The sequence below is a fragment of the Petropleomorpha daqingensis genome (assembly GCF_013408985.1).
Classification (GTDB): domain Bacteria; phylum Actinomycetota; class Actinomycetes; order Mycobacteriales; family Geodermatophilaceae; genus Petropleomorpha; species Petropleomorpha daqingensis.
On the sequence record NZ_JACBZT010000001.1, the window covers coordinates 512638 to 533799 of the forward strand.

The 21162-nt window shown below is 74.8% G+C and carries 25 protein-coding genes, 1 pseudogene and 1 riboswitch; of the genes and pseudogenes, 6 read left to right on the forward strand and 20 right to left on the reverse strand.

What is annotated here, in order from left to right; all coding sequences use genetic code 11:
* Positions 1-6: 6 nt before the first annotated feature.
* Positions 7-1146: a branched-chain amino acid aminotransferase gene (locus GGQ55_RS02510; RefSeq protein ID WP_179714962.1), complete on the reverse strand. Its 1140-nt coding sequence runs from the start codon at positions 1144-1146 to the stop codon at positions 7-9.
* Between the two features lie 83 nt (positions 1147-1229).
* Complete coding sequence (locus tag GGQ55_RS02515) at positions 1230-1559, reverse strand: antibiotic biosynthesis monooxygenase family protein (RefSeq protein ID WP_179714963.1); 330 nt, start codon at positions 1557-1559, stop codon at positions 1230-1232.
* Positions 1560-1690: 131 nt separating this feature from the next.
* On the opposite strand from GGQ55_RS02515, the gene larB reads away from it, so the two are divergent.
* Complete coding sequence (larB, locus tag GGQ55_RS02520) at positions 1691-2374, forward strand: nickel pincer cofactor biosynthesis protein LarB (RefSeq protein WP_179714964.1); 684 nt, start codon at positions 1691-1693, stop codon at positions 2372-2374.
* Positions 2375-2455: 81 nt separating this feature from the next.
* On the opposite strand, the gene larE is transcribed toward larB, so the two are convergent.
* A complete protein-coding gene (larE, locus tag GGQ55_RS02525) occupies positions 2456-3310 on the reverse strand; it encodes an ATP-dependent sacrificial sulfur transferase LarE (protein WP_366488589.1) in 855 nt (284 codons plus the stop codon).
* A 31-nt stretch (positions 3311-3341) separates the two neighbouring features.
* On the opposite strand from larE, the gene GGQ55_RS02530 reads away from it, so the two are divergent.
* Entirely contained in the window at positions 3342-4157 is an 816-nt protein-coding gene (locus tag GGQ55_RS02530) for a hypothetical protein (protein WP_179714965.1), read from the forward strand.
* Here the strand turns inward: GGQ55_RS02530 and GGQ55_RS26675 are convergent.
* Positions 4141-4455, reverse strand: coding sequence for a DMT family transporter (locus GGQ55_RS26675; RefSeq protein WP_179714966.1), 315 nt, complete (start codon positions 4453-4455; stop codon positions 4141-4143). The genes GGQ55_RS02530 and GGQ55_RS26675 overlap by 17 nt on opposite strands.
* Positions 4456-4469: 14 nt before the next feature.
* Positions 4470-4534, reverse strand: a riboswitch (guanidine-III (ykkC-III) riboswitch).
* A gap of 22 nt (positions 4535-4556) precedes the next feature.
* Positions 4557-4955: a VOC family protein gene (locus GGQ55_RS02540; protein WP_179714967.1), complete on the reverse strand. Its 399-nt coding sequence runs from the start codon at positions 4953-4955 to the stop codon at positions 4557-4559.
* Positions 4956-5017: 62 nt separating this feature from the next.
* Between GGQ55_RS02540 and GGQ55_RS02545 the strand changes: the two genes are divergently transcribed.
* Positions 5018-6016: a helix-turn-helix transcriptional regulator gene (locus GGQ55_RS02545; protein WP_179714968.1), complete on the forward strand. Its 999-nt coding sequence runs from the start codon at positions 5018-5020 to the stop codon at positions 6014-6016.
* 5 nt (positions 6017-6021) lie between these two features.
* Here GGQ55_RS02545 and truB read toward each other — a convergent pair whose 3' ends face one another.
* From truB to rimP, 12 genes and pseudogenes are all read right to left on the reverse strand, one after another.
* Positions 6022-6939 (reverse strand): tRNA pseudouridine(55) synthase TruB, encoded by a 918-nt coding sequence (gene truB, locus GGQ55_RS02550; protein WP_179714969.1) that lies wholly within the window; start codon positions 6937-6939, stop codon positions 6022-6024.
* Complete coding sequence (locus tag GGQ55_RS02555) at positions 6936-8249, reverse strand: MATE family efflux transporter (RefSeq protein WP_179714970.1); 1314 nt, start codon at positions 8247-8249, stop codon at positions 6936-6938. Before GGQ55_RS02555 ends, truB begins: the two co-directional genes overlap by 4 nt.
* Positions 8227-9225, reverse strand: coding sequence for a DHH family phosphoesterase (locus GGQ55_RS02560; RefSeq protein ID WP_179714971.1), 999 nt, complete (start codon positions 9223-9225; stop codon positions 8227-8229). Before GGQ55_RS02560 ends, GGQ55_RS02555 begins: the two co-directional genes overlap by 23 nt.
* 2 nt (positions 9226-9227) lie before the next feature.
* Entirely contained in the window at positions 9228-9470 is a 243-nt protein-coding gene (locus GGQ55_RS02565; protein WP_179714972.1) for a hypothetical protein, read from the reverse strand.
* Positions 9467-9955 carry a 30S ribosome-binding factor RbfA gene (rbfA, locus tag GGQ55_RS02570; protein WP_179714973.1) on the reverse strand — a complete coding sequence of 163 codons (489 nt, stop codon included), beginning with the start codon at positions 9953-9955 and terminating at the stop codon, positions 9467-9469. Before rbfA ends, GGQ55_RS02565 begins: the two co-directional genes overlap by 4 nt.
* Before the next feature lie 111 nt (positions 9956-10066).
* Positions 10067-10360, reverse strand: a complete 294-nt coding sequence (locus GGQ55_RS02575; protein WP_179714974.1) for a DUF503 domain-containing protein — start codon at positions 10358-10360, stop codon at positions 10067-10069.
* Between the two features lie 42 nt (positions 10361-10402).
* On the reverse strand, positions 10403-12235 hold the full coding sequence (gene infB / locus GGQ55_RS26680; protein ID WP_246323751.1) for a translation initiation factor IF-2: 1833 nt from the start codon (positions 12233-12235) through the stop codon (positions 10403-10405).
* 326 nt (positions 12236-12561) lie between these two features.
* Positions 12562-12759 carry a hypothetical protein gene (locus tag GGQ55_RS26685; RefSeq protein ID WP_246323752.1) on the reverse strand — a complete coding sequence of 66 codons (198 nt, stop codon included), beginning with the start codon at positions 12757-12759 and terminating at the stop codon, positions 12562-12564.
* Positions 12760-13180: 421 nt separating this feature from the next.
* A pseudogene (locus GGQ55_RS26690) lies at positions 13181-13324 on the reverse strand (translation initiation factor IF-2 N-terminal domain-containing protein); the annotation flags it as partial.
* A 197-nt stretch (positions 13325-13521) separates the two neighbouring features.
* Complete coding sequence (locus tag GGQ55_RS02585; RefSeq protein WP_179714976.1) at positions 13522-13788, reverse strand: YlxR family protein; 267 nt, start codon at positions 13786-13788, stop codon at positions 13522-13524.
* A gap of 8 nt (positions 13789-13796) precedes the next feature.
* Positions 13797-14915 (reverse strand): transcription termination factor NusA, encoded by a 1119-nt coding sequence (nusA, locus tag GGQ55_RS02590; RefSeq protein ID WP_179714977.1) that lies wholly within the window; start codon positions 14913-14915, stop codon positions 13797-13799.
* On the reverse strand, positions 14912-15496 hold the full coding sequence (gene rimP / locus GGQ55_RS02595) for a ribosome maturation factor RimP (protein ID WP_179714978.1): 585 nt from the start codon (positions 15494-15496) through the stop codon (positions 14912-14914). The genes nusA and rimP overlap by 4 nt, the downstream gene beginning before the upstream one ends.
* Positions 15497-15773: 277 nt before the next feature.
* Here rimP and GGQ55_RS02600 point away from each other — a divergent pair, with 277 nt between their 5' ends.
* The 3 genes from GGQ55_RS02600 to GGQ55_RS02610 all read left to right on the forward strand — a co-directional run bounded on the left by GGQ55_RS02600 (position 15774) and on the right by GGQ55_RS02610 (position 17736).
* On the forward strand, positions 15774-16253 hold the full coding sequence (locus tag GGQ55_RS02600; RefSeq protein WP_179714979.1) for a hypothetical protein: 480 nt from the start codon (positions 15774-15776) through the stop codon (positions 16251-16253).
* A 9-nt stretch (positions 16254-16262) separates the two neighbouring features.
* The gene (locus tag GGQ55_RS02605) at positions 16263-16727 is read left to right on the forward strand and encodes a ferritin-like domain-containing protein (protein ID WP_179714980.1); all 465 of its coding nucleotides are present in this window, start codon (positions 16263-16265) and stop codon (positions 16725-16727) included.
* 265 nt (positions 16728-16992) lie between these two features.
* Positions 16993-17736: a hemerythrin domain-containing protein gene (locus GGQ55_RS02610; RefSeq protein WP_179714981.1), complete on the forward strand. Its 744-nt coding sequence runs from the start codon at positions 16993-16995 to the stop codon at positions 17734-17736.
* Positions 17737-17809: 73 nt separating this feature from the next.
* On the opposite strand, the gene GGQ55_RS02615 is transcribed toward GGQ55_RS02610, so the two are convergent.
* Genes GGQ55_RS02615 through GGQ55_RS02625 form a run of 3 tightly spaced genes read right to left on the reverse strand, consistent with a single transcriptional unit; the run spans position 17810 to position 21153 of the window.
* Positions 17810-19708 carry a penicillin-binding transpeptidase domain-containing protein gene (locus tag GGQ55_RS02615; RefSeq protein ID WP_366488593.1) on the reverse strand — a complete coding sequence of 633 codons (1899 nt, stop codon included), beginning with the start codon at positions 19706-19708 and terminating at the stop codon, positions 17810-17812.
* Positions 19709-19763: 55 nt separating this feature from the next.
* Entirely contained in the window at positions 19764-20243 is a 480-nt protein-coding gene (locus GGQ55_RS02620; RefSeq protein ID WP_179714982.1) for a GyrI-like domain-containing protein, read from the reverse strand.
* A gap of 58 nt (positions 20244-20301) precedes the next feature.
* Positions 20302-21153, reverse strand: coding sequence for a GNAT family N-acetyltransferase (locus tag GGQ55_RS02625; protein ID WP_179714983.1), 852 nt, complete (start codon positions 21151-21153; stop codon positions 20302-20304).
* Between the last annotated feature and the right edge of the window lie 9 nt (positions 21154-21162).

Consider the following 21162-nt stretch of genomic DNA (forward strand, 5'->3'; position numbering starts at 1 on the left):
CCGCCCCTAGCCCACCCGGTGCAGCCAGCCGTGGGTGTCGGGCACCCGGCCGTGCTGGATGTCGAGCAGGGAGGAGCGCAGCTCCATCGACAGCGGGCCCGGGGTGCCGTCGCCGATGACGAAGTCACCGGTGCGGGCCCGCACCTCGCCGACCGGCGTGATGACGGCGGCGGTGCCGCAGGCGAAGGTCTCGGTGACCGTGCCGTCGGCGACGCCCTTGCGCCACTCCTCCACGCTGAAGCGCCGCTCGGTGACCGTGTGGCCCTTCTCGCGGGCCAGCGTGATCAGCGAGTCGCGGGTGATGCCGGGCAGCAGCGTGCCGGTGAGCTCGGGGGTGACCAGCTCGGCGTCGGCGCCGGAGCCGAGGACGAAGAACAGGTTCATCCCGCCCATCTCCTCGACGTAGCGCTTCTCCAGCGCGTCGAGCCACACCACCTGGTCGCAGCCGGCGGCGATCGCCTGCTCCTGCGCCAGCAGGCTGGCGGCGTAGTTGCCGGCGCACTTCACGTCGCCGGTGCCGCCCGGCGCCGCGCGGATGTAGTCCTCGGAGAGGTACACGGACACCGGGTGCACGCCGCGGGAGAAGTAAGCGCCGGCCGGGCTGGCGATGACCAGGAACAGGTACTCGTTGGCCGGGCGCACGCCGAGGAACGGCTCGGTGGCCAGCTGGTACGGGCGGATGTAGAGCGTCTGGTCGGGGCCGGTGGGCACCCAGTCGCGGTCGGCGTCGACGAGGGCGTCGACCGCCGCGAGGAATCCGTCCTCGGGGACCGGCGGCATGGCCAGGCGCTTCGCGCCGCGGGCGAACCGGGCGGCGTTCGCGGTCGGCCGGAAGGTGGCGACGCTGCCGTCGGGCTGCGCGTAGGCCTTGAGGCCCTCGAAGATCGACTGCGCGTAGTGCAGCGCGGCGGTGCTCGGGTCCATCTGCAGCGGCGCGTACGCGGTGAGGCGGGCGTCGTACCAGCCCTGCCCGGTGCGGTAGCGGGCGATGAACATCGTGTCGGTGAAGTAGCGACCGAAGCCGGGGTCGGCCAGCAGCTCGGCCCGGTCGGTGGCGGACCGCCGCGGAACGTCCTCTACGACCACCGGCACACCCTCGGTGAACATCCGGGAGGTGCTGCGGCTGTCGGCGAGCGTGTCGGTCATGGCTCCTACTTGCACGTGCGGGGATGAGGCGGGCCCGGCGGATCACCGGCCCGCCTCGTCACAGTAGCCCGAACGTTCGGCGATCAGACCGTGCCGGACTTCGGACCGGTGCTCTCGAGGACCTCGTAGCTCCAGAGGTGGTGGGAGTCGCTGGCCGCCGGTGCCAGGTCGCTGCCGCCGCCGTCGTGGGCACGGGCGAAGTCCTGCCCGCTCTCCCAGGCCCGGTAGGCCTCCTCGCTGCTCCACCGCGTGTAGACCAGGTACTGGTCGGTCCCCTCCTGGGGCCGCAGCAGCTCGAACCACTCGAAGCCCTCGGTCGCCTCGACGGCGCCCGCCCGGCCGCGGAACCGCTCCTCGAAGCGCTCCTGCTTGTCCTTCGGCACGGAGATCGCGTTGATCTTGACGATGCTCATGGCCGCTGCCCTTCCCGGCACGGCCGTCGGTCAATCGCGCATGCTGCGGAGGTGAGCGAGCTTGCGAGCTCACCCAAGAACACAGCACAGCTGCTGTCACGTGTCCGACGAGCGCCAGCGAGGATGGACACGTGACAGCGCAGCGCACCGCTCACCTCGGATTCGCCCGGCTCGACGTCGACCGTGCCCAGCGCACGGGGACGCCGGAGGTCGTCTACGCCGCCGGCAAGACGCCGGAGCAGACCGTGGCGTGCCTGGCCGGACTGCTCGACGCGGGCGCGCCGCTGGCGTGGGCGACGCGGGTGGACGACGCCACGGCCGCCGCGGTCACGTCCCGGTGGCCCGACGCCGTCCTGGACGCCGACGCCCGGTGCGTGTTCGTGGGCGAGCTGCCCGAGCCGGTCGGCGACGTGCTGGTGCTCACCGCCGGCACCTCCGACGGGCCCGTGGCGGCCGAGGTCGCCGCGACGCTGGCCGCGTGCGGGGTGCGCGCCCGACGGGTGGACGACGTCGGCGTCGCCGGCGTGCACCGGGTGCTGGAGGTCGCGCCCGACATCGCCGCCGCCGACGTCGTGGTCGTCGTCGCCGGCATGGACGGCGCGCTGCCCAGCGTCGTGGCCGGGCTGACCGACCGGCTGGTGGTCGCCGTCCCGACGTCGGTCGGCTACGGGGCGGCCTTCGAGGGGCTGGCCGCGCTGCTCACCATGCTGACCGCCTGCGCGCCGGGGGTGATGGTGGTCAACATCGACAACGGCTTCGGCGCCGGCGTGGCCGCCGCCCGGATCGCCCGCTCTCGGGACACCCCTCGCCCGTGATCATGAAGTTGGGGGAGCGCCACGCCGCCGCAGGACGGCGTGGCGCTCCCCGAACTTCATGATCACGGAGAACGGGCCCGCCTAGCGGTAGCGGACGGGGTCGGGCAGCAGCTCGTTCATCGAGCCGGAGCGGAACCCGCGCGGGTCCAGCTCGACACGGGCGAACCCGCGGACGGCGGCCAGCTGCTCCGGGCCGACGTCGGGCAGCAACGCCGCGTCCACCTCGACGCGGGCGACGTCGTCCCCCATGTCCCGGACCCGCAGGTTGCGCACCGGGAGACCCGCCTCGGCGAGCGCGGCCCGCAGCCCGGCCTCGGCGGCCTCCACCCGCGCCAGCCCCTCCGCCGAGACGGGCACCCCGTAGGCGATCCGGCTGGCCAGGCAGGCGGCGGCCGGCTTGTCGGCCAGCGACAGGTCCCAGAGCCGGGCGGCGGCCCGGACGTCGTCCTTGGTGAGGCCGGCCCGGACCAGCGGCGTCCACGCCCCGGCCGCGGCGGCGGCCCGGATGCCGGGCCGGAAGCCGGCCACGACGTCGTCGGCGTTGGTGCCCGTGACGACGTCGGCGATGCCCAGGTCCCGCGCCAGCGGCATCAGGACGTCGACCAGTTCGGTCTTGCAGAACGCGCAGCGGTCGCCGGCGTTGGCGACGTAGCCGGCACGGGAGAGCTCGTCGGTGCGCGGCAGCTCGTGTCGCACGCCGAGACCCGCGGCGAACTCGACGGCGCCGGCCCGCTCGGCTGCCGGCAGGCTCGGCGACACCGCGGTGGCGGCGACCACCCGGTCGGCACCCAGGGCCCGCACGGCGGCGGCGAGCAGCAGGCCGGAGTCGACCCCGCCGGAGAAGGCGACCAGCACCCCGGGCAGCGGGGTCAGCAGGGCGTCGAGGGCGGCGAGCCGCGCATCGAGGCCGGGATCGGGTGAGATGACGCCGGACACGTGCCCGAGGCTGCCACATGCGAGGAGGGCCATGACCGTCCTCGCCCTGCTCGCGGCGGTCGCGGCCATGCTGTCGAACACCGCGGCCTCGTTGCTCGAGTCCGCCGGGACGCACCGGGCGACCCGGCAGCGCCCGCTCTGGCGCCAGCCCCGGTACCTCGTCGGGCTGGCCTGTGACGGCCTCGGCTGGCTGCTGTCGGTCGTCGCCCTGCGCGTGCTCCCGGTCTTCGCCGTCCAGTCGGTGCTCGCCGGCACCGTGGCCGCGACCCCGGTCGCGGCCGCCGGCGGGGACCCCCGGCGGCTGTCGGTCCGCCAGCGGACCGCGGTGGCCGGGGTCGTGCTCGGGCTGGCGCTGGTCGCGGCGAGCGCGCAACCCGGGCGGGCGCCGCGGCTGCCGGCCGCCGCGACCCCGGTCCTGCTGGTCACGGCGGCCGCGCTGCTGGCCGCGCTGGTGCCGGTCCGCCGCTCGGGCCGTCCGCTGCTGATGACCGTCGCCGCAGGCCTGGCCTTCGGCGGGGTGTCCCTGGCGGTGCGCGCCGTCCACGTGCGCTCGTCCCTCTGGACGTCGCTGCTCGACCTGCTCGGCGAACCGCTGGCCTGGGCGGTGCTGGTCTTCGGCGCCACCGGCACGGTGCTGCTCGCCGCGGGTCTCCGCGCCGGGGCGGTGAGCACGGTGGTCGCCGTCCTCTCGGTGACCGAGGTGATCGTGCCCGGCCTCGTCGGACTCGCGCTGCTCGGCGACCGCGTACGGCCCGGCTGGGCGGTGGTGCTCGCCGCGGGCTGGGTGCTCACCGTCGCGGGGGTGGCGCTGCTGGCGCGGGCCCCGGCCGTCAGTGCGTCAGCTTGAGCCCGACGACGCAGCCGACGATGCCCAGCAGCAGGAACACCCGGAGCGCGGACACGGGCTCCTGCCCCGACCACATGGCGAAGCCCGCGGTCAGCGCGGCGCCGATGCCCACCCAGACGGCGTAGGCGGTGCCGATCGGCAGGCCGCGCATCGCGACGGCCAGCCCGGCCATGCTGGCGGCGAGCGCGGCGACGAAGACGACGGTGGGCGTCAGCCTGCTGAAGCCCTCCGTCCGGCCGAGCGCGGTCGCCCAGACGGACTCGAGGACACCGGAGAGGACGAGGACGAGCCAGTACACGACAACACCCCTGGAGAACGCCGTCTTGTCGCTGACCGGGTACGGCGCCGCTCGTCCGGGAGCCCCGTCCGGGCTCTCCCCCACCGTGTCACACGACCGCGTCAGCGGCCGAACCGCTCCCGGGCGGCGGCGGTCGAAGGGGTGAAGATGTTCACCAGGTTGCCGTCCGGGTCGCGCACCAGCAGCGATCGGTTGCCCCAGGGCATGGTGGTCGGCTCGGCGACGATCTCGTCGAGGACGTCGCCGAGGTCGGCACGCACGCGGTCGACGTCCTCGACGAGGAACTCGACGAGCACGCTGCGGTTGGCGGCCGGTTCGACCGCGTCCGGGGCGAGCAGCCCGACGGACTGCGGACCGGCGACGGCCAGGGCGGTGGAGCCCACGACCAGCTCGGCGAAGAAGTCGGTGCTCCACCGCGCGGCGGCGCCGGTGACGCGCTCGTAGAAGGCGACGAGGCGCGGCACGTCGGCGGTGATCAGGCGGATCGAGGCGAGGTCCATGAGGGCACGCTAGGAGCGATACCGGACAGGATCCGCCCGGTTTGTCTGAGACCCTGTGCTGCATGCCGAGGCCGACCTCCCGGGTGCTCGCCCTGCTCGAACTCCTCCAGTCGGGCGGCACGCGCACCGTGGCCGAGCTGGCCGACCGGCTGCAGGTCGACGAGCGGACGGTGCGCCGCTACGTCGGGCACCTGGTCGACCTCGACGTCCCGGTGGAGTCGGTGCGCGGCCGCTACGGCGGCTACCGGCTCGGGCGCGGCTACCGCCTGCCGCCGCTGATGCTCGGTGAGGACGAGGCGCTGGCCGTCGTCCTCGGCCTGGTCAGCGGCCGCGCCAGCGGTTCGCTCGCACCCGCGGGGACGGCGGGCGAGACCGCGCTGGCCAAGATCCGCCGGGTTCTCCCGCGGTCCTTGGCCGCCCGGCTGGACGACGTGCTGGGCACGGTGGCCGTCACGGGGACCGGCGACAGCCATCCGCCGCCCGACGGCGGCGTGCTGCTGCCCCTGGCCGACGCGGTCCGTCACCGCCGGCCGGTCGCGGTCGGCTACTCCGACCGGGCCGGGCGGCGCAGCGACCGCGTCCTGCACCCGCACGGCATCGTCGTCCACGCCGGCCGCTGGTACGTCGCGGGGGCCGACCCCGCCGCCGGGGAGTCGCGGACCCTCCGGCTGGACCGGATCACCTCCGCGCGGACGCTGCCTGGCTCCTTCGACCCGCCGACGCCCCGTGACACGGCCGAGGACGTCGTGAGCCGCTTCGCGACGGCCGGCTACCGGCACGAGGTGACCGTGCACGTCGACGCGACGCTCGAGCACCTCCGCAGCCGGCTGCCGGCCACCCTGGCGGTCGTCACCGACTCGGGCACCTCCGCGCCGGACGCCGCGGCGCAGGAGCGGTGGTGGCGGGTCGAGATGCGCGTCGAGGACCTCGGCTGGCTGCCCGGGGTGCTCGCGGCGCTGGACCGGCCCTTCTCGATCGAGCGTCCGGCGCGGCTGCGGGAGCTCGTCGCCGCGCTGGCGGACCGGCTCGCCGCCTCCGCCGCCCGGCCGGCGGCCGGCTGAGCCGCTCAGCCCGGCGGGAAGCCGACGGCCACCCGCGCGGTCTCGCCGGCGTCCTCGACCAGGGCGACCAGCCGGCCGTCGGGGTCGACGGCGGCGTGCGGTCCGGGGGAGCCGGTGGCGGGGATGCGCTGCCCGTAGATCAGCGCCTTCGCCTCCTCGGCGGTCACCGGCCGGGGCGGGAAGACGGTCGTCGCGGCCTCGGAGAGCCCGAGGAACCCCTCTCCCCCGCCGGCGAGCAGGGCAGCTGCGGCGTCCTCGACCGGGGCGGCCTGCGCCACGGAGAACGTCCCGGAGGCCGTGCGCCGCAGCGCGGTGAGGTGGCCGCCCACGCCGAGCGCGGCGCCGGCGTCGCGCGCGATGGCCCGGATGTAGGTACCCGCCGTGCTGGTCACCGTGACGTCGACGTCGACCAGGTCGGCGGTCGGGCGGGTGATCCGGTGGACGGCGAGCTCGTGCACGGTGACCGACCGCGGGGCGAGCTCCACGGCCTCCCCGGCGCGCACCCGGTCGTAGGACCGCCGGCCGGCCACCTTCACCGCGCTCACCGACGACGGCACCTGCTGCAGCGGCCCGGTCTGCGCGGCCAGCGCCGTCCGGACGTCGTCGTCGGTCAGACCGGCGGCCGACGTCGTCGTCAGGACCTCTCCCTCGCGGTCGTCGGTGACCGTGGCCTGCCCGAGCCGGATCGTCGCCTCGTAGGTCTTGTCGCTGCCGCCGACGTACCCGAGCAACCGGGTCGCGGCCCCGACCCCGAGGAGCAGCAGGCCGGTGGCCATCGGGTCGAGGGTGCCGGCGTGGCCGACCTTGCGGACCGACAGCGCCCGCCGGGCCCGCGCGACGACGTCGTGCGAGGTCATCCCGCCGGGCTTGTCGACCAGCAGCAGGCCGGGCGGGACGTCGGCGTCGGGTCTTCTCGGACTCACGCCGCAACCCCAGCAGACAGCCACTTCCGGCCCGCCACCCGGGCCAGGACGGCGACCAGCCGCAGGGCGATGAACAGGTCGAGGCCGGTCCACACGCCGGCCAGCCCCCACCCCATGGGGTGCGACAGCAGCGACAGCGGCAGGAAGCCGATCAGCGCCGAGCCGATCGTCACGGTGCGCAGGTAGCCGACGTCGCCGGCGCCCATGAGCACGCCGTCCAGCGCGAAGACGACGCCGGCCAGCGGCTGCATCAGCGCGAGGAACCACCAGACCACCGCGGCCTGCTCGAGGACGGCGGGGTCGCTGGAGAACAGCGGCGGCAGGACGTCGCGCAGCGCCACCAGGAGGACGGCGATCACGACCCCGGTGCCCAGCCCCCAGAGCGTGACCCGGCGGGCGGTGGCGCGCGCCTCGTCGGGCCGCTCGGCGCCGAGGGCGTGGCCGACGAGGGTCTGCGCGGCGATGGCGTAGGCATCGAGCACGAGGGCGAGGAAGAACAGCTGCAGCGCGATCTGGTGCGCACCGAGCGCCGCCGTGCCCTCGCGCGCGACGACGCCCGCGGCGACGAGGAACGACACCTGGAGGACCGCGGCGCGCAGCAGCAGGTCGCGGCCGATGCCGAGCTGGGCGCGGATCGCCGCCGGCCGTGGCCGCAGCGAGACGCCCTCGCGGTGCAGCGCCCGCAGGAACAGCCCCGCGCCGACCGCCTGGCCGGCCACGTTGGCGATCGCCGAGCCGGGCAGGCCGAGGCCGACCGGGAACACCAGCAGCGGGCAGAGCACCAGGCTGACCAGGCTGCCGGCGAGCACGTAGCGCACCGGCTTGTGCAGCTCCTGCACGCCGCGCAGCCAGCCGTTGCCGGCGAGGGAGAGCAGCAGCAGCGGCAGGCCGAACGAGGCGATCCGCAGCCACGTCTCCCCCGCCTCGGCGACCGGGCCGGCGCTGCCGGCGAGCAACCGGGTCAGCGGCCCGGCGAGCAGCTGGAAGAGCACCAGGACGGCGACGCCGAGGACCAGCGCCAGCCACGAGGCCTGCACCCCCTCGGCGACGGCCCCCGCGCGGTTGCCGGCGCCGGCGAGGCGCGCGGCGCGGGCCGTCGTCCCGTAGGCGAGGAAGTTCAGGAGGGCGCCGGCCCAGGCCAGCAGCCCGCCACCGACGGCGAGACCGGCCAGCGCGACCGCGCCGAGGTGCCCGACGACGGCGGTGTCGACGAGCAGGTACAGCGGCTCGGCCGCGAGGACGACGAGGGCGGGCGCGGCCAGGGAGAGGACGGAGCGGGAGGCGGGCTCAGCCAGCTGCCAGCTCCGCACGCAGCGCCGCGATAGTGCCCTCGCGGTCCAGCCGGCTCGTGTAGCCGGCCGCGGCCCGGTGACCGCCGCCGCCCAGGGCCATCGCGACCCGGGAGACGTCCGTGGCGCCGCGGGAGCGCAGCGACACCGACCACGAGCCGTCGTCCTGGCCCTTGAGCACGCAGGCGACGTCGGCCTCCTCGGTGGCCCGGACGACGTCGACCAGTGCCTCGAGCTGCTCGCCGGCCAGGCCGTGCTCGGCCGCCTCGGCGACGCTCGACCACGTCCAGACCAGGCCGTTGCCCACACCGGGCTCGAGCGCGGCGCGGCCGGTGACGACCGAGAGCAGGCCCAGCCAGCCGAACGGCGCGGTGTCGAACAGCCGTCGGCTGATCTCGGCGTGGTCGATGCCGGTGGAGAGCAGGCGCGCGGCCAGCTCGTGGGTCTCCGGGCGGGTGCTGCCGAACCGGAAGGAGCCGGTGTCGGCGGCCAGGCCGGCGTAGAGGCAGGTGGCGATCTGCTGGTCGACGAGGACGCCGAGCCCGTCGAGGACCTCGGCGACGAGCGTGACCGTGGCCGGGGCGGCGGGGTCGATGAGCGAGACGTCGCCGAAGCCCGGGTTGCTCGCGTGGTGGTCGATCACGACGGCGGTGCCCGCATCGTCGAGCAGCGCCGCCAGCTCGCCGAGCCGGCCGACCGACGCGGCGTCGAGGCTGACGAACACGTCCGGCGAGGACGGGACCTCCGAGGAGGGCACGAGCGCCTCGGCGCCGGGCAGCCAGCCGAGCGAGGCGGGCAGCACGAACGGGACCGGGAAGGTGGGCAGCACACGAGCCCCGCGGCGGCGCAGCCCCTCGGCGAGGGCGAGGGTGCTGCCGATCGCGTCGGCGTCGGGCTGGACGTGCCCGGAGAGGACGACGGTGGCGCGCGCGTCGGCCGCCTCGGCGAGCACCGAGACGACGTTGCGCGGGGCCGGCCTGCGCAGAGGGAGGGCCATGCTCAGGCGTTCCGTCCGGGGTCGGCGACCGGGGCGGCGTCGGGCTCCTCGCTCACGCGCCCGCCACCGACCGGGAAGCGGGTGCCGTCATCGGGCTCGTCCTCGGCGATGCTCGGGGCCTCGCCGATCTGACCGCGCTTGCCGCCGTCGGTGGGGTCACCGTCAGCCGGCTCGGCGCGGCCACCCAGCTCCGCGACTCCTCGGCCCTCGTCGGGCAGGTTCGGGTCCGGATCCACTTCGCTCATGAACGGCTCCCGGAGTCGGCTGTCTCGTCAGCACTCTCATCGGCAGTCTCGTCGTCGTCCGCGCTCTCGGCGGGGCGGCGGTAGGGGTCTGCCTCGCCGGCGTAGGCCGCGCCCTGCCGGACGCGGGCCAGCTCGGCGTCGGCGTGCCGGACGCGCTCGATCGCCTCGTCGAGCTCCCGAGCGGTGTCGGGCACGTGGTCGGCGACGAACGTCAGCGTGGGCACGAACTTGACGCCGGTCTGCCGGCCGACGGTGGAGCGCAGCACGCCGGTCGCGCTGGCCAGGGCCTTGGCGGAGTCGGCGACCTGCGTCTCGTCACCGAAGACGGTGTAGAAGACCGTCGCCTCGCGCAGGTCGTTGGTGACGCGGGCATCGGTCACGGTGACCATGCCCAGTCGGGGGTCCTTGATCTGGGACTCGATCGCGGCGGAGACGATCTGCCGGATGCGGACGGCCAGCTTGCGGGCGCGGGCCGGATCGGCCATCACGGACCTCCAGTAACTGTCTGGAACGGCCTCGTCCCGGGTCCCGCCCCGAGCGTGCGAGGGGTGGGGAGGACGAGGTCCTTCTACGAGCGGTGGGGGGCGAAGGGGTCCTTAGTCTGAGTCGCTGAAAAGCTGTCTATGCGTCGACAGCAGCGTCACCTCCGGCCGCTCGGCCAGCAACCGCTCGCACGCGTCGAGGACGTCGGCCACCTGACCGGAGTCCCCGGCGACGGTGGCGACCGCGACCTGCGCACGGCGGTGCAGGTCGTGGTCGCCGACCTCGGCTGCAGCGACGGAGAAGCGACGGCGCAGCTCGGCCACGAGGGGCCGGACCACGGCGCGCTTCCCCTTCAGGGAGTGGACGTCGCCCAGCAGCAGGTCCGCGGAGAGCGTTCCGGTGAACATCTGCTCTCCGCTTCCCCGCCGCTGGGCGACCTCAACCCTCGATCAGGCGCGAGGCTTCTCGCGGATCTCGAAGGTCTCGATGACGTCCTCGACCTTGATGTCGTTGAACGACCCCAGGCCGATACCGCACTCGTAGCCCTCGCGGACCTCGGTGACGTCGTCCTTGAAGCGGCGCAGCGACTCGACGGTGAGGTTGTCGGCGATGACGACCCCGTCGCGGAGCAGCCGGGCCTTCGAGTTCCGGTTGATCGTCCCACTGCGGACGATCGAGCCCGCGACGTTGCCGATGCGCGGCACGCGGAAGACCTCGCGGACCTCCGCCGAGCCGAGCGCGACCTCCTCGTACTCCGGCTTGAGCATGCCCTTGAGGGCCGACTCGATCTCCTCGATCGCCGCGTAGAGCACCGAGTAGTACCGGACGTCGACACCCTCGCGGTTGGCCAGCTCGGTGGCCTGCCCCTCGGCCCGGACGTTGAAGCCGATGACGATGACGTCGTCGGCCAGCGCCAGGTCGATGTCGCTCTTGCTGATCGCGCCGACGCCGCGGTGGATGACCCGCAGCGAGACGTCGTCGCTCACCTCGATCTTCATGAGCGCGTCCTCGAGCGCCTCGACGGTGCCCGAGTTGTCGCCCTTGATGATCAGGTTGAGCTGACGGTTCTCCTTCAGCGCCGCGTCGAGGTCCTCCAGGCTGATCCGCTTGCGCATCTGCGCGTTCTGCGCGTTGCGGATGCGGGCCTGGCGCCGGTCGGCGATCTGCCGGGCGACGCGGTCCTCCTCGACGACGAGGAAGGTGTCACCGGCACGCGGCACGGACGTGAGACCGACGACCTGCACCGGACGGGCCGGCAGGGCCTCCTTGAGCCGGTTGCCGTGCTCGTCGAGCAGCGACCGCACGCGACCGAAGGCGTCACCGGCCACCAGCGAGTCACCGACCCGCAGCGTGCCGCGCTGGACCAGGACGGTGGCCACGGGGCCACGACCGCGGTCGAGCTTGGCGTCGATGACCACGCCCTGCGCGTCCATCTCGGTGTTCGCCCGGAGGTCGAGCGAGGCGTCGGCGGTGAGCAGGATCGCCGCGAGCAGGTCGTCGAGGCCCTGCCGGGTGACGGCGGAGACGTCGACGAACATCGTGTCGCCGCCGTACTCCTCGGCCACCAGGCCGTACTCGGTGAGCTGCTGGCGGATCTTGGCGGGGTTGGCCCCCTCCTTGTCGATCTTGTTCACCGCGACCACGATCGGCACCTCGGCCGCCTGGGCGTGGTTGAGCGCCTCGATCGTCTGCGGCATGACGCCGTCGTCGGCCGCGACCACCAGGACGACGATGTCGGTCACCTTGGCGCCTCGGGCACGCATCGCGGTGAACGACTCGTGACCCGGGGTGTCGATGAAGGTGATCGCCCGGTCGTTGCCGTCCAGCTCGGTGTCGATCTGGTAGGCGCCGATGTGCTGGGTGATGCCGCCGGCCTCGCGCGCCACCACGTTGGTGTTGCGGATGGCGTCCAGCAGCTTCGTCTTGCCGTGGTCGACGTGACCCATGACCGTGACGACCGGCGGACGGATCTCCCAGTCCTCCTCGTCGCCCTCGTCACCGAAGGTGAGGTCGAAGGTCTCGAGCAGCTCGCGGTCCTCGTCCTCGGGCGAGACGACCTCGATGTTCCAGCCGATCTCGGCACCGAGCAGCTGCAGCGTGTCCTCGTTCACCGACTGGGTCGCGGTGACCATCTCGCCCAGGTGGAACAGGGCGGTCACCAGCGCGGCCGGCTGAGCGCCGATCTTCTCGGCGAGGTCGGTCAGCGAGGCACCGCGCGGCAGCCGGACCGTCTGGCCGTTGCCACGGGGCAGGCTGACGCCACCCATGCTCGGCGCGGCCATCTGGTCGAACTCTTGACGCCGCTGCTTCTTGCTCTTGCGGCCACGGACCGGACCGCGGCCACCGGGACGCCCGAAGGCACCCGCGGTACCCGCACCGGAGCCGCCACGGCCACGGCCGCGGCCACCGCCGCCACCGCGGAAGCCACCGCCGGCACCGGCCGGGGCGCCACCGCCACCGCCGCCACCGCCGCCGGGACGGTAGCCACCGCCACCGCCACCGCCCGGGCCACCGCCCGGGCGACCACGACCACCGGCACCACCGGGGCCGGGACGACCGGCACCGGCCGGCCGCGGCGGCATCATGCCGGGGCTCGGACGCTGCGGCATCATGCCCGGGTTCGGGCGCGGGCCACCGGGACGCGGGCCACCGGCGCCGGGCGCGGGACGCGGGCCACCAGGACCGGCCGCCGGACGCGGGCCACCAGGACCGGCCGCCGGACGGGGACCGCCGGCGCCAGGACCCGGACGCGGGCCACCGGGACCGGGACGCGCACCGGGAGCCGGAGCACCCGGACGCGGCGCACCGGCCGACGGCGCCGGACGCGGCGCACTGCTGAAGGGGTTGTTGCCCGGCCGCGGGGCCGGACGGGGACCGGGCCGCGGACCGGCGGCACCCGGACGGGGTGCGCCCGGAGCGGCGCCACCGGCCGGGGTCGGCCGCGGGCCAGGAGCCGCCGGACGGGCGGCCGGCTGGGCCGGGGCGGCCGGAGCCGGAGCGCTGGCGGCCGGCTGGGCCGGGGCGGCCGGCGCCTCCGGCGCGGCGGGACGGGCCGCCGGACGCGGACCGGGAGCCGGCGCGGCCGGACGGACCGGAGCGGACGGCGCGGCGGCCGCCGGCGCGGCCGGAGCCGCAGGTGCGGCGGGCGCGGCCGGAGCCGGAGCGGAGGGACGGGCGGCGGGAGCGGCCGGAGCCGCGCCACCGTTGCCGTTGGTCGTGAAGGACTCGCGCAGCCGTCGGGCCACGGGGGCCTCGACGGTGGACGAGGCGGACTTCACGAACTCGCCCTGCTCCTTGAGCTTGGCGAGCACGGTCTTGCTGTCGACGCCGAACTCCTTGGCGAGTTCGTGTACGCGGGCTTTGCCTGGCACGGATCTCCTCAGTGGTGAGGCCGGCGGCTTGCCCGCTCGACCTCGTCGTTAGTGGTGCATGGTCATCGTGGGGACTTCACGGCTGACTCATCCGACGCTCGTCCTGACTCCGACGTGCGGACCGGCCTCGTGCCGGTCCGACTGGGGTGGTGCTGTCCTGCGGTGGTGCGCCCGCCCGGGCCGCGCTCCAGGGCGCCTCAACTCGAGGCGCCGAGGACGTGGGCTCGGAGCGGACCGGCCTCCAGCGGGGTGCTGCAGCGCAGTGCCCGGACGAAGGCCCGGCGTCGCTCTGCCGCGTGCAGGCAGTCCGGCGTGGGGTGCAGGGATGCGCCCCGGCCGGGCAGCCGGCGCCGTGGATCGGGGACCAGGGTCCCGCTCCGGGCGACGACACGCAGCAGCTCGGTGACCGGAGCGCGCTTCCGGCAGCCCACACAGGTGCGCACCGGGATCGACGTTTCGGCCACTGCCAACTCTAGCGCGCGGCCGGCCCCGGATGTTCCGCGCGTCGGGGTGGCGGACGGTGACCCGTCCCTCGTTGGGGTTGGGCCTCGCTGCCCGCGCCCGACCGCAGCGGCGGCCGGCCCATCCCCGGCGAGGGGCTGGCGGCCGGGTCGTCGGGCTGCGCGTCGCTGCGGATGTCGATCCGGCAGCCGGTCAGGCGGGCGGCCAGGCGGGCGTTCTGCCCCTCCTTGCCGATGGCCAGCGACAGCTGGTAGTCGGGGACGACGACCCGCACGGCCTTGGCCTGGGGGTCGACCACGCGGGCGCTGCTGACCCTCGCCGGGCTGAGCGCGGAGGCGACGAAGGTCGCGGGGTCGTCGGACCAGTCGACGATGTCGATCTTCTCGCCGTGCAGCTCGCTCATGACGTTGCGCACCCGCTGGCCCATCGGCCCGATGCAGGCGCCCTTCGCGTTGAGCCCGGGCACCTTGGTGCGGACGGCGATCTTCGAGCGGTGCCCGGCCTCGCGGGCCACGGCGACGATCTCGACGCTGCCGTCGGCGATCTCCGGGACCTCGAGCGCGAACAGCTTGCGGACCAGGTTCGGGTGGGTGCGGGAGACGGTCACCTGCGGGCCGCGGAAGGTCCGCGAGACCGAGACGACGTAGGCCTTGATCCGCGTCCCGTGCGCGTAGGTGTCGCCGGGCACCTGCTCGGCGGCCGGGAGCACCGCCTCGACCTTGCCGATGTCGATCATCACCACGCCGCTGGCGTTGCGCCGCTGGTCGGCCTGGACGATGCCGCTGACGATGTCGCCTTCCTTGCCGGCGTACTCGCCGAAGGTCTGCTCGTGCTCGGCGTCGCGCAGCCGCTGCACGATGACCTGCTTGGCCGTGCTGGCCGCGATCCGGCCGAAGTCCGACGGGGTGTCGTCCCACTCCCGGACCACCTCGCCGTCCGGCCCGAGCTCCTGCGCCAGGACGGCGACCTCGCCGGTCTTGCGGTCGACGTGGACGCGCACGTGCTTGGCCGCGCCGTCGGCGTGCCGGTAGGCGGTCACCAGCGCCGTCTCGATCGCCTCGATGACCGTGTCGGCGGGGATGCCCTTCTCGCGCTCGACCGCCTTGAGGGCGGTCACGTCGATGTTCACTGCTCTCCTCCGTCGTCGTCCGGCTCGTCGTCCGGACCGTCGTCCTCACCCGCCGCCGGCCGGCCGAACTCGACCTGCACCCGCCCGGTGCCGAGCGCGGCCCACGGCACGTGCCGCGCCACCGGCGCCCGCTTCTTGGCGCCCGGCTTGCCCTTCGCCTCGACGGCCAGCGCGACGCCCTCGTCGTCGACCTCGGTGATGCGGGCGGTCACCGACTCCTCGTGCCCGGCCGGGCCGATCGGGACGGTGACCAGCCGACCGGTGTTGCGCCGCCAGTGCCGGGGCTCGGTGAGCGGGCGGTCGACGCCCGGGCTGGTCACCTCGAGCACGTAGGGCGCCCGGCCGAGGTCACCGTCGTTCTGGTCGAGGACGGCGGAGACCGCCTTGCTCACCTCGGCGATGTCGTCGAGGGTGACGCCCTCGTCGCGGTCGACCACGACCCGGACGACGCTGCGGCGGCCCGCGGGGGTCACCACGAGCTCCTCCAGGTCGTACCCGGCGGAGCCGACGACCGGCTCGATCCAGCCGGCCAGCCGTGCGGTCGCCGGATCGGGCCGTCGGCTGCCGCGCAACGCGGACACGGGTTCCTCCTCCAGGCTCGGACGCCGCCCCCCTCGAGCGGCGCAGGGCGCGCGACGACCCGCCGGCCCGGGCGGTCCGGGTGCAGGTCGGGCCGGGGAACGGCGGGAAGTCGTCAGGCTACCGCCCGCACGCACCCGCCGGTGCGGCCCGTAGGACGGCCCTCCCGGTGCCGGTCGCGGCGGACGGGGCTGCTGGGACACGCCCGGGGAAGCGGCACGGCGCGGTTCTCCCCACCATCCCGGCCCCGCGGCGCACGGGCTGGGAAGATGAGCGGCGATGGTCGCCTCCACCCCTCTCTCCTCCCTCGCCTTCTCCCGGCGCACCCTGCTCGCGGCTTCCGCGGCGGGGTTGGGAGTGCTCCTGGTCGGCTGCACGTCCGACGGCAAGGCGCCGGTCACCGCGCAGCAGGCCGACCAGCTCGCCGGTCAGGTGGCCGCGCAGGAGGCGCTGGTGGACGCCTTCGCGGCGGCCGCGGCGGCGGACTCCGCCCTGGGCGGGGCGGTCGCCGACCAGGCCACCCAGGTCCAGCAGCAGCTGGACCGGCTGCGCGCCGCGGCGCCGGGGCCGAGCGCGTCGGCGGCGTCGTCAGCGGCGGCGGTCCCGGCCGGTCAGGATCCCCGGGCGTGGCTGCGCACCCAGGTCGCCGCGACCGCGGACTCGCACGCGAAGGCCTGCCTCGACCAGATCGGCGCCCGCGCCGCGCTGCTCGGGTCGATCGCCGCAGGGCTGCGGGGCATGGACGGGACGTTCGCGTGAGGGGGCGGCATGGCTGACGACAGCAGGGAGGTCAACACCCGCACCGAGACGACGGCGCTGCAGGACGCCCTGGCCGCCGAGCACACCGCGGTCTGGGGTTACGGCGTCGTCGGGGCGGCCCTGGGGCTCAGCGCCCAGCAGCCGGCCGTCGACTCCCAGGCCGCGCACCGCGACGTCCGCGACCGTCTCGTCGCGCTGCTCGAGCAGCGCAAGACCGATCCCGTGCCGGCCAAGGCGGGCTACACGCTGCCGTTCCCGGTCCTGTCCGCGGTGGACGCCGCGAACCTCGCCGTCGTCCTGGAGGACGGCGTCGCGTCGGCATGGGTGCACGTGCTGGGCGGAGCCGCCGACCACGACGTCCGCTCGCTCGCCGTCGACACGCTGAGCGCGACCGAGGTGCGGGCCGTCGCGTGGCGCAGCACCGCCGGCAAGACCCCGGTGACCAGCGCCTTCCCCGGCCTCCCCGACAAGTAGGCGCAGCGACCCTCGCCGTGTGGTCGCCACCCTCGCCGTACGCCGCGAGGGTCCCGACGATGCCGCGAAGGTGAGCGGCTCAGGATCGCTCGGAGCGCCTGGAAATCGGCGGAACGTCGCCGGATCGTGACCGGGCGGAGTCGACACGGGATTTTTCGTGCGGGTGATCGCTCCGCCGCAATTTCAGCAGTATTTCAGCGCCGGCCTCCAACGTCCTGCGTGACCGAGAGCAACCGCTCCGGACGCAGACCTCACGGAGGACCCCATGACCGCGACCATCCCCGCCACCGCCCGTCCCCAGCTCGAGCTGCCCGGCCAGGTGCACGCCGCCGCCGGACCGCACGACCTGGGCGGCATGTTCGTCGCCCACCACGGCTTCCGGCGCGACCTCTACCGGTTCGCCATGGCGACCCGGAACACCCCGGTGGACGACGCGCAGACGTGGTCGGCGCTGGCCACCCGCTGGGAGCGGTTCGGCGAGATCCTGCACCACCACCACGTCACCGAGGACACGGCGATCTGGCCCGAGCTCTTCGGGGCCGTCGACGAGCAGGGCGACCGCGGCGCGCACAGCACCCTCGACGAGATGGAGGCCGAGCACGACGTGGTCGACCCGATGCTGGCCGCCTGCGCCGCCGGGTTCGCCGCGATGGCGAGCGCGCCGGACACGCAGACGCGCAACCACCTGGCCGAGGTCGTGCACGCCACGCATGCCAGCGTCTACGGGCACCTCGCGCACGAGGAGGCCGAGGCGCTGCCGATCCTGCAGCGGCACCTGTCCGGCAAGGGCTGGAAGAAGGCAGAGCGGCTGGCGAAGGCCGAGAAGGACCCCCGCAAGCTCGCCTTCCTGGTGCCGTGGCTCGCCGACGGCCTCCCGCAGCCGGTGCTCGCCGAGGCCTTCGGCTCCATGGGCCCCGCGATCAAGGTCGTGCTGTCGATGACCAAGACCCGCTACGAGCGCGCCGAGTGGATGGCCTTCCGGCACATCCCGTCTGCCCAGGTCGCCTGATCCTGGCCGTTGTGCGCTCAGCCGCCCTTCGCACGCGAGCGAAGGACGACTGGGCGCACAGTCGCGGCCGGGCTCAGCCCAGGTTGCCGAGGAACGCGTCGATGACGGCGACGGCGGCGCTGCTGGACTGGCCGCCCTCGACCAGGCAGGCGAAGGCGATGTCGCCCTGCGGCCCGCCGAGCTGGTAGCCGACGAACCAGCCGTGCGCGTCCGGCGGCGTCTTGTCGCCGAACTCCGCGGTCCCGGTCTTGCCGTAGACCTCGCCCCGGTCGCCGAGGGCCTTGGCCGTCCCGGTGAGCACGACCTGGCGCATCATCGGCCGCAGCGCGTCGAGCACCTGCTGCGCCGGGCCGGTCGGCGCCGGGCCGGCCGCGTCGGCGCCGACCACCTCGACCGGCGCGGCGGGCTTGCCGCTGGCGATGCCCGCAGCGACCAGCGCCATCTGGGCCGGGCTCATCAGCACCTGCCCCTGGCCGATCTGGTCGGCGGCCTTCGTCGTCCCGGTCGCGTCGGCGGGCACCGTGCCGCTGAAGATGCCGATCGGCAGGTGCCAGTCGCTGCCCACCCCGTACGAGGCGGCCGCCTTCGCCAGCGCGTCGTCGGGCAGCTGGACGCCGAGTTGGATGAAGCTGGTGTTGCAGGACTGCGCGAAGGCCTCGGTCAGCGACACGGTGCCGAGGTCGAACTGGTCCTCGTTCTCGAACTCGCGCCCGTCGACGGTCGTCGTCCCGGGGCAGGGCACCGTCGTGTCGGGGGTGACCGTCCCGGCCGACAGCAGCGCCGTCGCGGTCATCGTCTTCATGCTCGAGCCGGGCGGGAACTGGCCGCGCAGCGCGTTGCCCGGGTCGGCAGCCGGGTTGGACGAGACGGCGAGGACCTCGCCGGTGCCGGGCCGGACGACGACGATGTGCGTGGGCAGCTGCTGGCCGGCGACGGCGGCGTCGGCGGCGTTCTGGATCGCCGGGACCAGCGGCGTCTGGATCGGCGTCCCCGGCTTCGGCGCGACCGAGGCGATCTGCCGTCCCTGGTCGCCGGTGCTCGCGTCGGTGCTGGCCACCGCCACGGTGAAGCCGGGCGTGCCGGTCAGCTGCTCCTGGAAGGCCTTCTGCAGGCCGGAGAGCCCCAGCTGGTCGCCGGCGGCGTAGCGCGGCTTGCCGTCGGAACCCTTGCTGTCGTCGATCACCTCGGCGGTGGCCCCGCCGACCCGGCCCAGCAGCGCCAGCGCGAACCGGGAGGACGGCGCCAGCAGCCGGGTGTCGGTCGGGAACACCGCACCGGGCAGGTCGAACACCTGGGCGCGGATCGCCTCGAAGTCGGGACGGCGCAGCGTGATGACCGGGACGAACTGCCCGGGCTTGGCCTTCTGGACGTCGGTGATGATCTGCTGCGGATCGATCCCGGTGGCGGCGCCGAGCGCGGCGGCCAGCGCGGGCAGGTCGGTGACCTGGGCGGGGTCGACGCCGACGTTGACCACCTCGGTGGGCGTGAACAGCGGCTGCCCGGTGGCGTCGGTGATCGCCGCGCGGTCGGGCAGGCTGCGGGTGAGCACGAGGTGCTGGCCCTTGTCGAGCTCCGGGCTGACGATCGTCGGCTCGCTCACCACCTTCCAGCTGTCCCCGGACTTCTTCAGGTCCAGCGTCGCGGCGTAGCTCCAGTCCGGCGCGGCCGCGAGGTCCCAGGTGGCCTTCCACGCCACGGTGGCGGTGTCGTCCTTGACGCTGACCTTGCCGACCGACGCCTTCAGCGTGGCGTCGGGCAGGTCCTCGGCGGTCTGCTCGAGCAGCGCGGTGGTCGCGGCGGCGTCGGTGGTCCGCTTCGCCGCGGCCTCGGGGTGGCCGCCGGTCCAGTCGTCGAAGAAGCCCTGCGCAGCGGCCGTGACGTCCTCCTGCGCGCTCCCGGAGCAGGCGGTCAGCAGCGGTGCGGCGAGCAGAGCCGCGGTGAGCAGCAGGGCAGGTCGGCGCCGGTTGAGCACGGCAGCCACTGTGTCAGATGGAACCGACGGGTCCCGGTGCGACGCTCGGTCGGCGTCAGGCGTGGAAGTACTGCGGTGGCGGCACGGTCGGCCGCCGCTGGCACGGCACGGTGACCACGGTCGCCCGCGATCCGCCGTCCGGATAGCTCTCCCACGGGTCGTCGGTCGGCATGTAGTCGTTGCCGGCCAACCACTCCTGCAGCGTCTCGTAGGTGAAGCCGACGGTGTCGTGGTCACCCACGTGCGGGGCGACGACCATCGATCCGCCGGGCAGCGTCGTGCTGGTCACCCGACCGGCCGGCCGGACGTCGCCGTCGACCGGGTAGCCCGCGTCGATCTCCAGGCCGACGCCCGTGGGGCGGTAGCGGGCGAACGGCGGCCCGGACGGCGAGAGGTGCTGGTCGCTGAGCAGCGTGCGGACCTCGTCGAACGCGGCGGCGAGGAAGTCGTCGTACTCGGAGTTCTCCACGTGCCCGTGCACCACCGCCACCCGCTGCGGTTCGCGCTCGAACAGCTCGATCAGCCCTGTGGTCATCGCGGCTCCCCGGGAACGCCCCTGCGAGGCGGTGCCCATGGTGGCCCTGCGGCGCGACTCAGAACAAGACGCTGGCGTACCGCCCGACCTCGCGGAACCCGACCCGGCGGTAGGCCGCGCGGGCCGGGGCGTTGAAGTCGTTGACGTAGAGGCTCACGACCGGCGCGATCGCCTTCCGGGCGTACTCGACGACGGCCGCCGTCCCGATGGTGCCGACACCGCGGCCGCGGTAGGCGGGCGCCACCCACACGCCCTGGATCTGGCAGGCGGCGCGGGACACCGCGCCGATCTCGGCCTTGAACAGCACCTCGCCGCCCTCGATCCAGGCCAGCGACTGCCCGGCGTGCACCAGCTCGGCGACGCGCGCACGGTAGCCGGCGCCGCCGTCCGACCGCAGCGGGCTGATCCCGACCTCCTCGGTGAACATGGCGATCGCCGCCGGCATGAGCAGATCCAGCTCCGACGGGCGGACCGGCCGGACGCGCGGCTCGGGAGCGATCGCCGGCACCCCGTCGATGGCCAGCAGCGGCTGGCGCGGTCGGTGGTCGCGGCACGGCCCCCAGTAGGGGCTGAGGAGGTCCCAGAGCGGGTCGACGGCTGCGGCCGGGCCGACGATCGTGGAGCAGCGCCGTCCGCCCCGGCGCGCGCGGTCGGCGAAGGCCACCGCGGCGGCCCGTTCCGCTCCCGGGGCGGCGAACGGGATCAGGTTGGCCCCGGCCAGGCAGACGGCGTCGAGCTCGTCGCCCGTGCCGATCCCCCACAGCGGGGCGCCCAGCGCGGCTGGATCGGTGCCCGCGGACTCCACCCGGCCGGCGATCACGCAGGCCGCCACCGGGTCGAGGGCCAGCAGCCGGCTCACGGCCGGTTCGTCGGCCTCGTCCAGGACGCGGGCGGTCGGCGTGCCGAGCACAGCGGGGTC

Bases quoted from the DNA above. Each gene is read 5' to 3' on its own strand.
- GGQ55_RS02510 (WP_179714962.1), bottom strand. From the start codon at position 1,146: ATGACCGACACGCTCGCCGACAGCCGCAGCACCTCCCGGATGTTCACC.
- GGQ55_RS02515 (WP_179714963.1), bottom strand. From the start codon at position 1,559: ATGAGCATCGTCAAGATCAACGCGATCTCCGTGCCGAAGGACAAGCAG.
- GGQ55_RS02530 (WP_179714965.1), top strand. From the start codon at position 3,342: ATGACCGTCCTCGCCCTGCTCGCGGCGGTCGCGGCCATGCTGTCGAAC.
- GGQ55_RS02540 (WP_179714967.1), bottom strand. From the start codon at position 4,955: ATGGACCTCGCCTCGATCCGCCTGATCACCGCCGACGTGCCGCGCCTC.
- GGQ55_RS02545 (WP_179714968.1), top strand. From the start codon at position 5,018: ATGCCGAGGCCGACCTCCCGGGTGCTCGCCCTGCTCGAACTCCTCCAG.
- GGQ55_RS02560 (WP_179714971.1), bottom strand. From the start codon at position 9,225: ATGGCCCTCCCTCTGCGCAGGCCGGCCCCGCGCAACGTCGTCTCGGTG.
- GGQ55_RS02565 (WP_179714972.1), bottom strand. From the start codon at position 9,470: ATGAGCGAAGTGGATCCGGACCCGAACCTGCCCGACGAGGGCCGAGGA.
- rbfA (WP_179714973.1), bottom strand. From the start codon at position 9,955: ATGGCCGATCCGGCCCGCGCCCGCAAGCTGGCCGTCCGCATCCGGCAG.
- GGQ55_RS02575 (WP_179714974.1), bottom strand. From the start codon at position 10,360: ATGTTCACCGGAACGCTCTCCGCGGACCTGCTGCTGGGCGACGTCCAC.
- infB (WP_246323751.1), bottom strand. From the start codon at position 12,235: ATGGCCGCGCCGAGCATGGGTGGCGTCAGCCTGCCCCGTGGCAACGGC.
- GGQ55_RS02600 (WP_179714979.1), top strand. From the start codon at position 15,774: ATGGTCGCCTCCACCCCTCTCTCCTCCCTCGCCTTCTCCCGGCGCACC.
- GGQ55_RS02605 (WP_179714980.1), top strand. From the start codon at position 16,263: ATGGCTGACGACAGCAGGGAGGTCAACACCCGCACCGAGACGACGGCG.
- GGQ55_RS02610 (WP_179714981.1), top strand. From the start codon at position 16,993: ATGACCGCGACCATCCCCGCCACCGCCCGTCCCCAGCTCGAGCTGCCC.
- GGQ55_RS02620 (WP_179714982.1), bottom strand. From the start codon at position 20,243: ATGACCACAGGGCTGATCGAGCTGTTCGAGCGCGAACCGCAGCGGGTG.